10 protein-coding genes are annotated in these 13,426 nt (G+C 65.3%); 6 read left to right on the top strand and 4 right to left on the bottom strand.

The window, feature by feature from the left end:
- Positions 1 to 231: 231 nt before the first annotated feature.
- The 4 genes from asd to leuC form a co-directional block, all read right to left on the bottom strand.
- A complete protein-coding gene (gene asd / locus ACN6PJ_RS15445) occupies positions 232 to 1,362 on the bottom strand; it encodes an aspartate-semialdehyde dehydrogenase (protein WP_043542661.1) in 1,131 nt (376 codons plus the stop codon).
- A 212-nt stretch (positions 1,363 to 1,574) separates the two neighbouring features.
- Complete coding sequence (gene leuB / locus ACN6PJ_RS15440; protein WP_427996738.1) at positions 1,575 to 2,651, bottom strand: 3-isopropylmalate dehydrogenase; 1,077 nt, start codon at positions 2,649 to 2,651, stop codon at positions 1,575 to 1,577.
- 34 nt (positions 2,652 to 2,685) lie between these two features.
- Positions 2,686 to 3,336, bottom strand: coding sequence for a 3-isopropylmalate dehydratase small subunit (leuD, locus tag ACN6PJ_RS15435; RefSeq protein WP_427996737.1), 651 nt, complete (start codon positions 3,334 to 3,336; stop codon positions 2,686 to 2,688).
- A 25-nt stretch (positions 3,337 to 3,361) separates the two neighbouring features.
- Positions 3,362 to 4,765 carry a 3-isopropylmalate dehydratase large subunit gene (gene leuC / locus ACN6PJ_RS15430; RefSeq protein ID WP_043542663.1) on the bottom strand — a complete coding sequence of 468 codons (1,404 nt, stop codon included), beginning with the start codon at positions 4,763 to 4,765 and terminating at the stop codon, positions 3,362 to 3,364.
- Between the two features lie 531 nt (positions 4,766 to 5,296).
- Between leuC and ACN6PJ_RS15425 the strand changes: the two genes are divergently transcribed.
- The 6 genes from ACN6PJ_RS15425 to ACN6PJ_RS15400 form a co-directional block, all read left to right on the top strand.
- A complete protein-coding gene (locus tag ACN6PJ_RS15425; RefSeq protein WP_427996736.1) occupies positions 5,297 to 6,790 on the top strand; it encodes a TolC family outer membrane protein in 1,494 nt (497 codons plus the stop codon).
- 25 nt (positions 6,791 to 6,815) lie between these two features.
- Positions 6,816 to 7,028: a hypothetical protein gene (locus ACN6PJ_RS15420; protein WP_043542665.1), complete on the top strand. Its 213-nt coding sequence runs from the start codon at positions 6,816 to 6,818 to the stop codon at positions 7,026 to 7,028.
- Complete coding sequence (locus tag ACN6PJ_RS15415) at positions 7,012 to 9,177, top strand: type I secretion system permease/ATPase (RefSeq protein WP_427996735.1); 2,166 nt, start codon at positions 7,012 to 7,014, stop codon at positions 9,175 to 9,177. Before ACN6PJ_RS15420 ends, ACN6PJ_RS15415 begins: the two co-directional genes overlap by 17 nt.
- 7 nt (positions 9,178 to 9,184) lie before the next feature.
- On the top strand, positions 9,185 to 10,606 hold the full coding sequence (locus ACN6PJ_RS15410) for an HlyD family type I secretion periplasmic adaptor subunit (RefSeq protein ID WP_427996734.1): 1,422 nt from the start codon (positions 9,185 to 9,187) through the stop codon (positions 10,604 to 10,606).
- 19 nt (positions 10,607 to 10,625) lie between these two features.
- A complete protein-coding gene (locus ACN6PJ_RS15405) occupies positions 10,626 to 11,282 on the top strand; it encodes a LuxR C-terminal-related transcriptional regulator (RefSeq protein WP_427996733.1) in 657 nt (218 codons plus the stop codon).
- Between the two features lie 84 nt (positions 11,283 to 11,366).
- On the top strand, positions 11,367 to 13,426 hold a 2,060-nt coding region (locus ACN6PJ_RS15400; protein ID WP_427996732.1), incomplete at its 3' end, for a retention module-containing protein.

Below are 13,426 nucleotides of genomic sequence, written 5' to 3'. Positions count from 1 at the left end.
ATTACGGGCTGGCGCCGATTCGCGCCGAACAGGCGTAAATCGGCATCAATTCACCAGAAAAGTGTAATGGATCAAGCGCATTTCACAAACCTGAAAGGCGCGCCGGCGTTCGCTGGCATGCACATCCGCCACACTGCCGCGACCCCCTTGCAAACGGCAAGGGCACCCGAAGGTGCCCCTGCTTGGCTTGCCCGCGCGGCGGGGCGGCGCCAGGCGCCGCCCGCAGGCGCGTCAGGCTTCGGCCAGCGCGATGCGCAGCATGCGGCGCAGCGGTTCCGCGGCGCCCCACAGCAACTGGTCGCCCACGGTGAAAGCGCCCAGGTACTGCGAACCCATCGACAGCTTGCGCAGGCGGCCGACCGGAATATCGAGCGTGCCCGTCACGGCGACCGGCGTCAGCGCGGCAACGGTGGCTTCCTTGGTGTTCGGCACCACCTTGGCCCATTGCGTGCCCTGGGCGATCAGCGCCTCGATCTCGTCCAGCGGCAGGTCGCGCTTGAGCTTGATGGTCAGCGCCTGGCTGTGGCAACGCATGGCGCCGATGCGCACGCACAGGCCGTCGATCGGCGTGGCCGGCGTGCCGAAGGCGGCGCCGCGGCCGAGGATCTTGTTGGTCTCGACCTCGCCCTTCCATTCTTCCTTCGACATGCCGTCGCCCAGGTCCTTGTCGATCCAGGGAATCAGGTTGCCGCCCAGCGGCACGCCGAAATGCTCGTGGGGCAGCGCCGGATCCTTTTGCTTGGCCAGCACGCCGCGGTCGATTTCAAGAATGGCCGACGCGGGATCGTCCAGCAGCGGCTTGACCGACTGGTTGATCTCGCCGAACTGGGTCAGGAGTTCGCGCATGTGCTGCGCGCCGCCGCCCGAGGCCGCCTGGTACGTCATGGTCGTCATCCATTCGACCAGATCGTTGTTGAACAGGCCGGCCAGGCCCATCAGCATGCAGCTGACCGTGCAGTTGCCGCCGACGAAATTGCGCACGCCGCGCTTGAGCGCCGCGTCGATGACCGGACGGTTGACCGGATCCAGCACGATGATCGCGTCGTCGGCCATGCGCAGCGTGCTCGCCGCGTCGATCCAGATGCCGTTCCAGCCCGCGCCGCGCAGCTTCGGATAGATCTCGGAGGTGTAGTCGCCACCTTGCGCCGTCACGATGATCGGCAGTTTTTTCAGAGCATCAATATCGTAGGCGTCCTGCAGCGGGCCCGCGCCGTCGGCCCAAGTGGGCGCCGCGCCGCCAGCATTGCTGGTGGAGAAGAAAACCGGTTCGATCAGTGCGAAGTCGTTCTCGTCGCGCATGCGTTGCATGAGCACCGAGCCGACCATACCGCGCCAGCCGACAAGGCCTACTGCTTGATTCATTTCAATCGCTCTTTAAAGGTGGAGACAAGGTCCGGGGGAAGAAAAGCCGTGCAATTCAACAATTTATCAGAATGCACGGAGAGATGTTGCGGCGCAGCTAGAAAAAATAGGGGCCACAATGGACGCCGCAGGCCTTCGCAGCGCCCGGGCAACGGAAAAGCAAGGGCCGGCGGGCACATTGGCGCCCGCCGGCCCGCCTTGCGCAAACGGGATCAGGCCAGGGCCTTCAGGACCGCGTCGCCCATTTCCGCCGTGCCGACCTTGGTCGTGCCCGGCTCGTAGATATCGGCGGTGCGCAGGCCCTCGGCCAGCACGCGGCGCACGGCGGCCTCGATGCGGTCGGCCTGGGGCGCCAGGTTCAGCGAATAGCGCAGCAACATGGCGGCGGACAGGATCGTGGCCAGGGGGTTGGCGACGCCCTTTCCAGCGATGTCGGGCGCGGAACCGTGGCTGGGCTCGTACAGGCCCTGTCCGCCGGCGTTCAGCGAGGCCGACGGCAACATGCCGATCGATCCGGTCAGCATGGCCGCTTCGTCCGACAGGATGTCGCCGAACAGGTTGCCGGTCACGATGACGTCGAACTGGCGCGGGTTGCGAACCAGCTGCATGGCGGCATTGTCCACGTACATGTGCGACAGCTCCACGTCGGGATAGTCGCGCGCGATTTCGATGACGATGTCGCGCCAGAATTGCGAGGTTTCCAGCACGTTGGCCTTGTCCACGCTGCACAGCTTCTTGTTGCGCTTGCGGGCCGATTCAAAGCCGATACGCGCGATGCGGCGCACTTCGGATTCGGCGTAGCGCATGGTGTCGTAGCCTTCGCGCTCGCCGGCGAACGCGCCCTCGGGCGACGAACGCACGCCGCGCGGCGTGCCGAAATAGATGTCGCCGGTCAGTTCGCGGATGATCAGGATGTCCAGGCCGGACACGATCTCGGGCTTCAGCGACGAGGCGCTGGCCAGCTCGGGATACAGAATGGCGGGACGCAGGTTGGCGAACAGGCCCAGCGCCTTGCGCAGGCCCAGGATGGCCTGTTCCGGACGGAATTCGCGCGGCAGGCTGTCGTATTTCCAGTCGCCCACGGCGCCGAACAGCACGGCATGCGATTCCTGGGCGAGCTTCAGCGTTGCCGGCGGCAGCGGGTGCTCGAAGGCGTCGAACGCCGCGCCGCCCACGGGCGCCTCCTTGATGTCGAAGGAGACGTCCAGCGCCTTCAGGACGCGCACGGCCTGTTCGACGATTTCCGGGCCGATGCCGTCACCCGGCAAGACTGCGATGTTGTGAGTCATACGAAAACGATCCTGTGATCAAAGAATGGAGGCGTCAGGCGATGGGGCGGCTTTCCAGCCACGGATGGCGGGCCAGGCGCTCGGCCTCGAACGCGCGGATCTTGTCGGACTGGCGCAGGGTCAGGCCGATATCGTCGAAGCCATTGAGCAGGCAGTACTTGCGGAAGGGTTCGATGTCGAAGCCCATTTCCCGGCCGTCCGCCGCCACCACGACCTGCCGCTCGAGGTCGACGCGCAGCTTGTAGCCCGGGAAGGCCTTCACTTCGTCGAACAGGCGCGCCACTTCCAGCTCGGACAGCACGATGGGCAGCAAGCCGTTCTTGAAGCTGTTATTGAAGAAGATGTCCGCATACGACGGAGCGATGATGGCGCGGAAGCCGAACTGCGTCAGCGCCCAGGGCGCGTGCTCGCGGCTGGAGCCGCAACCGAAGTTCTTGCGCGCCAGCAGCACCGAAGCGCCCTGGTAGCGAGGCTGGTTCAGCACAAAGTCCGGGTTCAGCGGACGCTTGCTGTTGTCCATGCCCGGCTCGCCGTGGTCCAGGTAGCGCAGTTCGTCGAACAGGTTCGGACCGAAGCCGGTGCGCTTGATGGACTTGAGGAACTGCTTCGGGATGATGAGGTCCGTGTCGACGTTTTCGCGGTCGAGCGGGGCCACCAGGCCTTCGTGAGTGGTGAATGCTTGCATGATGTCGGTACTCGGTGCTTGACGCTTAACGGAACGTGCGGACGTCGACGAAATGGCCGGCGACCGCGGCGGCGGCAGCCATGGCCGGGCTCACCAGATGGGTGCGCCCGCCCTGCCCCTGGCGGCCTTCGAAGTTGCGGTTCGAGGTGGAAGCGCAACGTTCGCCGGGTTCGAGCCGGTCGGCGTTCATGGCCAGGCACATGGAGCAGCCCGGCTCGCGCCATTCGAAACCGGCATCGATGAAAATCTTGTCCAGCCCTTCGCGCTCGGCCTGCTGCTTGACCAGGCCCGACCCCGGGACCACCATCGCCTGGCGCACGTTGGACGCCACGTGCTTGCCGCGCGCCACGGCGGCGGCGGCGCGCAGGTCTTCGATGCGCGAGTTGGTGCAGGAGCCGATGAACACCCGGTCGACGCGGATGTCGGTCAGCGGGGTATTGGGCTTCAGGCCCATGTATTGCAGTGCGCGCTCCATGCCGCTGCGGCGCACGTCGTCTTTCTCGCGGTCGGGGTCCGGCACGCGGGAATCCACAGGCAGCACCATTTCAGGAGACGTGCCCCAGGTGACTTGCGGTTTGATATCGCGGGCGTTGACTTCCACGACGGAGTCGAACTTGGCGCCTTCGTCGGTATGCAGCGTGCGCCAGTAGCCGACGGCCTGGTCCCAGAGCACGCCCGTCGGCGAGAAGGGACGGCCGCGGAAGTATTCGATGGTCTTGTCGTCCACGGCGACCATGCCGGAACGGGCGCCAGCCTCGATAGCCATGTTGCAGACCGTCATGCGGCCCTCCACGGACAGCGCGCGGATCGTGCTGCCGGCGAACTCGATGGCGTGGCCGGTGCCCCCGGCCGTGCCGATGATGCCGATGATGTGCAGGACCACGTCCTTGGCCGTACAGCCGAAGGGCAGCTCGCCCTCGACCTTGATCAGCATGCTCTTGGCTTTCTTCATGAGCAGCGTCTGCGTGGCGAGCACGTGTTCGACTTCGGACGTGCCGATGCCGAAGGCCAGCGCGCCCAGCGCGCCGTGCGTGCTGGTATGCGAATCGCCGCAAACCACCGTCATGCCGGGGAGGGTCGCGCCCTGCTCCGGGCCGATCACGTGCACGATGCCCTGGCGCAGGTCGTTCATGCGGAATTCGGTGATGCCGTACTTCTCGCAGTTGGAATCCAGCGTATCCACTTGCAGGCGGGAAACCGGATCGTCGATGCCCTGGGCGCGGTTCAGCGTGGGCACGTTGTGGTCAGCCACCGCCAGGTTGGCGCCGGTGCGCCACGGCTTGCGGCCGGCGATCGCCAGGCCTTCGAACGCCTGCGGGCTGGTGACTTCGTGCACCAGGTGGCGATCGATATAGAGCAGACAGGTGCCGTCTGATTCCTGGTGGACGACGTGGGCGTCCCAGAGTTTGTCGTAAAGGGTTTGGGCCATGGATGCGCTCTGCAAATAGACAATCCGGCTCGTGCCTCGCGCGGTTGAAAGCAAATCGCTTCCGCGCCGGCCACTGCGGCATGAAGGGATTATGCACAGGGTCTGAACCTAGTACAACCGCACCACATATACCAGTACTACCACTACCATGCTGACCGGATGACGGAGCCTGCGAACGGGCCCGGATTCAATCCCGGGACAGGCGCGACGAGACCGGCATGCATGGATACAAATTCGGCCGGGAAAATAGATACAAAATTATCAAAACGATAAAATCGCGCAACGCTTTCGCCGAGCCATTTACGAAATAAAACGAAATAAATAGCATCAAAGCCGCATTAAATCAGCACATTCAAGACATACAGAGCGAAGTTGATGCAGATTCAGCAGAATTAGAGGATGATGCGCGACGAAACCAAAGAAATGGCCGCGGAAATCTCATCAAGAATTAACAAATATTGACTCGTCAAAACTGACATTTCCACACAATATGCGGCCATTCATCCTCAACTCGACTCGCGAATAATCACTATGGCTTCGTTTTTGCTCAAAAGCACGACTTCGGTCCTTGCCCTGGCATTCGTTCCTGCGGCATTTGCACAGTCTTCAGCTCCCGCTGCCGCACAGCCCGCGGTCACGATGAACCAGATCGTCGAACAGACGCTGCTCGGCAATCCGGAAATCCAAGCCAAGTACCATGACTTCCAAGCGTCGCTGGAAGGCCAGAACGTCGCGCGCGGAGCCTTCTTCCCGCAGATCAACGCGCAAGGCTACGTGGGTCGCGAGTACCGCCGCAATGTGCCTGGCGTGGGTTCGCAGGACTGGAGCCGCCCCGGCTACAGCGTCGAGTTGCGCCAGTTGATTTTCGATGGCTTCCGCACGAGCAACGACGTCAAGCAGGCCGGTTTCGACAAGCTGGCGAAGTTCTACGACCTGCTGGCCACCAGCGACAGCACGGCGCTCGCCGCCGTGCAGGCCTACATCGACCTGCAGCGCTACCGCGACATGGAATTGCTGGCCCGCCAGAACTATTCGCTGCACGAAGAAACGCTCAAGCAGATCAACGAGCGCGCCGAATCGGGCGTGGGCCGCCGGGTCGACCTGGAACAGGCCGGCGGACGCCTGGCCCTGGCCCAGACCAACCTGATGACCGAGACCGCCAACCTGCTGGACGTGCAACAGCGCTTCCAGCGCGTGACGGGCGCCCTGCCTCCCCAATCGATGCAGCCGCCGCCCGACATCAGCGGCAAGCTGCCGGCCAAGCCGGCCGACTTCAATGAGTCGCTGCGCCGCAATCCCAGCTTCCTGTCCAAGCAGGCCGGCCTGCAGGCGGCCGAAGCCGGTGTGGCCTCGTCCAAGGGCGCGTTCTCGCCGAAGTTCGAATTCGTGGCCGCCACGGGCCGCGACCAGAACGACCCGACGCCGCAAAGCCGCGACATCCAGAGCTCCAGCGTCCAGCTCGTCATGAGCTACAACCTGTACCGCGGCGGCGCCGACTCGGCCCGAGTGCGCCAGACCGCCGCGCAGTCCTATGCCGCGCGCGACATCCGCGACTACACCTGCCGCAACGTGCAGCAGGACCTGGCCGTGGCCTGGAACAACGTCGTCAGCCTGAACCAGAAGCTGCCTTTCCTGCGCGACCACGAAGTGGCCACCACGAAGGTGCGCGAAGCCTATCGCCAGCAATTCCAGATCGGCCAGCGCACGCTGCTCGACCTGCTCGACACCGAAAACGAACTGTTCGAATCGCGCCGCGCCCTGACCAACGCCCTCTACGACCTCCAGCTCGCGCAATACCGCTGGCTGGCGCTGTCGCACCAGTTGCTGCCCGCCCTGGCCCTGCAGCCTGCGCGCAACGAAATGCCTGAGGAAAACGGCAAGCTGGTCGTGTCCGATGACGTGATCAAGCTCTGCAATTCCACGGTTCCCGACACGGCCCGCCTGGCCCCCGTGCGCGTGCAATACAACGAAGGCACGCTGCCGCCCACCTTCATCCCGATGAACGCGCCCAGCGCCAAGCCCTGAGCGCCCTTAAGCGCTAGGAGACCCCATGCCGAAACAGGGCAAAGACTTCTCGCAGTTGGACGCGGACTTCGTCCGCGTCCTGGAAGACCTGATCGACGCACTGATCGCCAACGGCACCTTGCGCATGACAGACCTGCCGATACAGGCACAACAGAAACTTACCCAGCGCAAGCAGCAGCGCGCGCGGCTCTCGGAACACCTGGACCTGCTGGATGACGAAGATGGACAAGTTATCTGAATTGGCCGCCCGGGAGTGGCGCGCGGATGCGCGCGCCGCGCACGATGATCCGCTGCTCGATTGCCTGGTCGAAATCACCCGGCTGCATGGCGTGACGGCCACGGCGCAAGCGCTGTCCTCGGGGCTGCCGCTGGAGGAGCATCGGCTCACTCCTGCCCTGCTGCCGCGCGCGGCCGCGCGCGCGCAACTGTCCGCCCGGGTGGTCAAGCGCACGCTGGACAGCATCTCGCAGGACTTGCTGCCCGCCATCCTGCTGCTCCATGGCGAACGCGCCTGCCTGCTGCTCAAGAAGGACGGCGGCACGTATGTCGTCAGCCACCCCGAGCTGGGCGGCAGCTCGATCGAAATGAGCCCCGAGGAACTTGCGGCGCAGTACACCGGCCTGGTGTGCTTCGTGCGCCCGCAGTTCCGCTTCGACGCGCGCGCGCCCGAGGTCGCCAAGGTGCGCCAGCGCCACTGGTTCTGGGCCGCCATCATGGAAAACCGGCGACTGTACCGCGACGCGCTGATCGCCGCCCTGCTGATCAACCTCTTCGCGATGGCGATGCCCCTGTTCACGATGAACGTCTATGACCGGGTCGTGCCCAACAATGCCATCGAAACGCTCTGGGTGCTGGCAATCGGCATCACGCTGGTCGTGATCTTCAACATGATCCTGGGCACGGCCCGGTCGCACGTGGTGGACAGCGCCAGCAAGCGGGTCGACGTGCGCCTGTCCGCCCAGATCATGGAACGGGTGCTGGACCTGCGGCTGGAGGGCCGGCCGGTATCGGTCGGCTCGTTCGCAGCCAACCTCCGCTCTTTCGAATCCATCCGCGACTTCATTGCCTCGGCCACGATCACCACGCTGGTCGACCTGCCCTTCATCCTGCTGTTCCTGCTTGCGCTGGCCTGGATCTCTCCCTGGATGATCCTGCCGCCGCTGGTCGCCATCGTGCTGATCCTGCTGGTGTCGCTGGCGGCGCAGGCCCGCATGGAATCCCTCACGATGGCCACCTTCCAGGCCTCGTCCCAGCGCAATGCGACGCTGGTGGAAGCGCTGACCGGCCTGGAAGCCGTCAAGACCCTCAACGCCCAGGGCTCGATCCAGCGCAACTGGGAACGCGCCACGGAATACATTGCCCAGACCGGCGGCAAGCTCAAGCTGATTTCTTCGTCCACGGTCGGCTTCGTGCAGGCCGTCCAGCAGATGGTCTCGATCTCGGTGGTCATCATCGGCGTGTACCAGGCGCAGGAATCGGCCATTTCCATGGGCGGCATCATCGCCGCCTCCATGATCGCGGGGCGCTGCCTGGCGCCGCTGGGGCAAGTGGCCGGGCTCTTGATGCAGTACCAGAACGCCCGCACCTCGCTGGGGTCGATCGACAGCTACATGAAGCTGCCGGTCGAGCGCCCGGCGGAAGCCGAATTCCTGCACCGCCCGGTCTTTCACGGCGGGCTGGAGTTCCGCGACGTGACCTTTACCTATCCGGGGGCCGCGCAGCCGGCGCTGAAGAAGGTGTCGTTCAAGCTGAAGCCCGGCGAAAAAGTCGGCGTCATCGGCCGCATCGGCTCCGGCAAGACCACCCTGGAGAAATTGGCGCTGGCGTTGTACCAGCCCACCGAAGGCGCTGTCCTGCTGGACGGCGTCGACGTGCGCCAGATCGATCCCGCCGACGTGCGCCGGGCAATCGGCCACGTGCCGCAGGATCCGCTGCTCTTCTACGGCAGCCTGAAGCACAACCTGGCCATGGGCGCGCCCTATGCCGACGACGCCAGCATCCTGGCGGCGGCCAACCTGGCCGGCGTCTCCGATTTCGCCAACCTCCATCCCAACGGGTTCGACATGGTGATCGGCGAACGCGGCGAGTCCCTCTCCGGCGGACAGCGCCAGTCGGTGGCGGTGGCCCGGGCCCTAATCAACGATCCCCCCATCCTGCTGCTGGACGAGCCCAGCAGCAACATGGACCACCAGAGCGAAGCCCAGTTGCGCAAGCGCCTGGGCGAAGCCAGCGAGACCAAGACGATCCTGCTGGTCACCCATCGCACCGCCCTGCTGGACCTGGTCGACCGGCTGATCGTGATCGACAACGGTCACATCGTGGCCGACGGCCCCAAGGAACAAGTCGTCGAGGCCCTGCGTCAGGGTCGCGTCGGACGCGGAGGCTGAGGTAGCCATGCTGAACAACCCAGCCGAAACCCGGCACGGCCTGTTTGGAACCCTGTGGCGCAAGCTGCGCGGCGTGTTCGTGTTCTTCTTCGACCGCCTGCTGGACGGCACCGAAAAAGGCAAGCCCCAGCACCGCTCCGACTACGTCGGCAATGCCGAGTGGGTCATCCATGAATCCCAGGCCCGCGGCTCGCGCATCCTGCTGTGGGTGAGCCTGCTGGCCACCGGCGGCCTGCTCGTCTGGGCAGGCACCGGCAGCATCGACGAGGTCGTCCGGGGCGAAGGCAAGGTCGTGCCGTCGCGCCAGGTCCAGATCATCCAGAGCCTGGACGGGGGCATCGTCGACGAGATCCTGGTGCGGCCCGGCCAGGAAGTCGAGGCCGGCGAGGTCCTGCTGAGGATCGATTCCACGCGCTTTGCATCGTCGCTGGGCGAGAACAACGCCGAATACCTGTCCCTGCTCGCCAAGGCAGCGCGCCTGAAGGCCCTGGCCACCGGCGAACCCTTCGTGGCGCCCGAAGAAGCCCTGGCGCAGATGCCGGGCGTGGTGGAAATGGAGCGCAACGCCTGGCAGGCGCGCACCACGGAACTGAACGCCACCGTCAACGTGGCCCGCGAACAGCTCAAGCAGCGACAGGAAGACCTGCGCGAAACGATCGCCAAGCGCGACCAGGCCGCGACCAGCTGCGGGCTGACGTCGCGCGAACTGCAGGTGACCCGCCCGCTGCTCAAGAGCGGCGCGGTCTCCGAAGTCGACCTGCTGCGCCTGCAGCGCGACGTGGCCCGCTATTGCGGGGAACAGAAAGGCGCGGAGGCGCAGATCGATCGCTTCCAGGCTTCCATCAAGGAAGCGGAAAGCAAGATCCAGGAAACCGAGCTGAACATCCGCAACCAGGCCCGCAGCGAACTGTCCGAGACCAACACCAAGCTGTCGACGCTGCGCGAAGGCAAGCTCGCGCTGGCCGACCGCGTCAAGCTGGCCGAGGTCCGCGCGCCGGTGCGCGGCACCATCAAGACACTGTTCAACAACACCGTGGGCGGCGTAGTGCAGCCGGGCAAGGACATCATCGAGATCGTGCCCAAGGACGACACCCTGCTGCTCGAGGTGCGCGTCCAGCCGCGCGACATCGGCTTCCTGCACGCCGACCAGAAGGCGGAAGTGAAGTTCACCGCCTACGACTTCGCCATCTACGGCGGCCTGGAAGGAAAGGTGGAACAGATCGGCGCGGACACCGTGACCGACGAGAAAGGCAATTCCTACTACGTGGTCCGCGTTCGCACGGACCGCAGCACGGTAGGCGACAAACTGTTGCCCATCATCCCCGGGATGGTGGCGGAGGTTCATATCCTGACAGGCAAGCGCACGGTGCTGCAGTACCTGCTCAAGCCCATATTGCGCGCCAAGGCGAATGCCTTTACCGAACGTTAAAGGAGGGCTGCAAGGCTTTATGAAACCCGTTCCTGTCCTGTTGATTACGCACGACGACCTGTTGTGGCAGCATTGGCGCGCCCTGGACCCGGCGCGCTGGCTGGCGGCCCGCGGTCGCGGCCTGGCCGATCTGCAGCGCTGGCGCGAGCAGGGCCGCTCGCTGGCGGTGCTGGACACCGGCCTTCCCCGCTTGCCCTCCTGGCAGGATCCCGTCTGGGCCACCACCCTGCCGGACATGCGCGTGGTCGTCGCCAGCCCCAGCCCGAACGACGAGGAAGGCACCCGGGTGCTGGGCGCCGGCGCCCATGGCTACTGCCACGGCTATGCGCCCGCCGCGTCGCTGTCGCAGGCGCTGGAAGTCGTGGCCTCCGGCGGCATCTGGATGGGCAGGTCCCTGGTATCGCGGCTGCTCAAGCTGGTTGCCGAACGCGCCCAGGACACGCACTCCTGGGACGGCGGCCTGCTGACCGAACGGGAAATCACCGTGGCGCGCTACGCCGCCAACGGCCAGGCCAACGCGCCGATCGCGGAAGCGCTGGGCATTACCGAACGGACGGTAAAGGCTCATCTGTCGGCCGTTTTCGAAAAGCTGGGCGTCACGGACCGCCTGCAACTCGCGCTGCGCGTGCACGGCATTTCCGCACCCGCCGACAGCCGGATCAAAATTACCTCCTGATACTGTCCTTGAGGACAATATCCCGCGCCGGCGGCGCAATCTAGTATCTGGCCATCTTGGATAACTCCCTGAAACGGAACCAACATGGCCAACACCTCACCTGCAGTCGTCAACGAAATCACGGGTCGCGCGTGGATACGCAATAGCGACGGTTCCCTGACCGAACTGCACCAGGGCAGCAAAGTCCCCGCGGGCAGCGACGTCGTCACTGCCTCGGGCGCCACGGTATCCCTTCAGGTGGGCGACGGCATGCCGATCGTCATTGGCGAGGGCCGCGAAGTGGCGATGAACGGCGACATCGGCGGCCCGCTGGCCGATCCTTCCGAAGCCGCGGTCGCGCCGCCCAGCGGCACCGACTCCGACCGCCTCCTGGCCGCCCTGCGCGATGGCCGCGACCCGTTCGACGAACTGGACCCCACCGCGGCCATCGTGGCCGGCGGCGGCGATGCCGGCGGCAGCAGCTTCGTGCGCCTTGCCCGCATCCTTGAAACCACCACCCCCCTCGACCTCGCCTACCCCAACCCGGCCCGCGGCGAGGACGTCCTGCCGCGCATGTCGGCCACCGGCGCCGGCGACGACGACCAGGGCGGCACTGCCACGCCGACCACTCCTGTCAATACCCCGCCCAATGCGCTCGACGACGCCGGACGCGGCGATCAGAACAGCCTGGTCCGCGGCAATCTGCTGCTCAATGACTCGGATCCCGACGGCGACCCGCTGGCGATCACCTCGATCAGCGGCCGCCCCATGACCACGGGCGGCGTCTCGGTCACCGGCAGCAACGGCGGCACCTTCACCGTCCAGCCGGACGGCAGCTACGTTTTCAACCCGGGCGGCAACTACGACCACCTGGCGCAAGGCGAGACCACCACCACCACCATCTCGTACACCATCACCGACCCGAGCGGCGCCACGTCCACCGCGACCGTGGTCGTGACGATCACCGGCACCAATGACGGCCCGACCGCCATCGCGCTGGACAACCAGGACAACATGGATGGCGATGTCGTCAGCTACGACCTGTCCGGCTTCTTCAGCGACGTGGACAAGAGCGACGTCCTCACCTATTCCGTCGACCATGTGCCCGGCGGCTTGACGTTCGACTCGGCTACCGGAACTTTCTCGGGCAAATTGGCCAATTGGGCCTCCGACCATACCAACACGGGCGTCAAGGGCGAATACCTGATCACCGTAACGGCCACGGACCCCTTCGGCGCGTCGGTTTCCAAGACCTTCGTGTGGACCATCGGCAACCCCGAGCCGATCGCGCTCGACGACTCCGGCGCAACCCGCGAAGACAACCTGCTCGTGGTGCTGCACCCCTCCGAGGGCGTGCTCGGCAACGATACCGATCCGGATGGCGACAAGCTCTCCGTCTCGGCGGTCGAGGGCGACGCGGCGGGCGTGGGCGCAGCCGTCAACGGTTCCAACGGCGGAACGTTCACCCTGAATGCCGATGGCACCTATACCTTCGATCCGGGCCCGGACTTCCAGTACCTGGCCGCCGGCCAGACGGCGACGACCTCCATCACCTATACGGTCTCCGACGCCCAGGGCGCGACGGACACGGCCACGTTGACGGTGACGATCACGGGCACCAATGACGCCCCGACGATCACCACCGGTCCGCAGGAAGGCACGGTTACTGAAATCGCCGATGGCGCCGCAGGCGAGAACACCACCGAGCACATCGCAAGCGGCACGATCACGTTCGCCGACGTCGACACGGTGGACACGCACACGGCCACGGTTACGCCTAACGGCAACGGCTACCTGGGCAACCTCACCCTGGGCGCGATCGATCCGGCCGACAAGAGCTTGAGCTGGGACTTCAAGGTCAACGACGAACTTCTGGATTCCCTGCAGGCCGGCCAGACGCTCACGCAGACCTACACGGTCACGATCGACGATGGCAAGGGCGGCACCGTCACCCAGGACATCACCATCACGATTACCGGCACCAACGACGTGCCGACGATCACCAGCGGTGCGCAATCCGGTTCCGTCACCGAAGTGGCCGATGGCGCCACGGGCGAGAACGCCACCGAACACACGGCGGGCGGCACCATCACGTTCGCCGACGTCGACACGCTGGATACGCACACGGTTGCGGTCACGCCCAACGGCAACGGCTATCTGGGCAA

The sequence above is a fragment of the Achromobacter sp. genome, assembly GCF_050285585.1.
Taxonomy (GTDB): Bacteria; Pseudomonadota; Gammaproteobacteria; order Burkholderiales; family Burkholderiaceae_B; genus Achromobacter.
Note: the sequence above shows the minus strand (reverse complement) of the source record. Positions and strands in the feature narration are given on the sequence as shown.

Coding starts and splice junctions, on each gene's coding strand:
- asd (WP_043542661.1), bottom strand. CDS start 1,362: ATGAATCAAGCAGTAGGCCTTGTCGGCTGGCGCGGTATGGTCGGCTCG.
- leuB (WP_427996738.1), bottom strand. CDS start 2,651: ATGACTCACAACATCGCAGTCTTGCCGGGTGACGGCATCGGCCCGGAA.
- leuD (WP_427996737.1), bottom strand. CDS start 3,336: ATGCAAGCATTCACCACTCACGAAGGCCTGGTGGCCCCGCTCGACCGC.
- leuC (WP_043542663.1), bottom strand. CDS start 4,765: ATGGCCCAAACCCTTTACGACAAACTCTGGGACGCCCACGTCGTCCAC.
- ACN6PJ_RS15425 (WP_427996736.1), top strand. CDS start 5,297: ATGGCTTCGTTTTTGCTCAAAAGCACGACTTCGGTCCTTGCCCTGGCA.
- ACN6PJ_RS15420 (WP_043542665.1), top strand. CDS start 6,816: ATGCCGAAACAGGGCAAAGACTTCTCGCAGTTGGACGCGGACTTCGTC.
- ACN6PJ_RS15415 (WP_427996735.1), top strand. CDS start 7,012: ATGGACAAGTTATCTGAATTGGCCGCCCGGGAGTGGCGCGCGGATGCG.
- ACN6PJ_RS15410 (WP_427996734.1), top strand. CDS start 9,185: ATGCTGAACAACCCAGCCGAAACCCGGCACGGCCTGTTTGGAACCCTG.
- ACN6PJ_RS15405 (WP_427996733.1), top strand. CDS start 10,626: ATGAAACCCGTTCCTGTCCTGTTGATTACGCACGACGACCTGTTGTGG.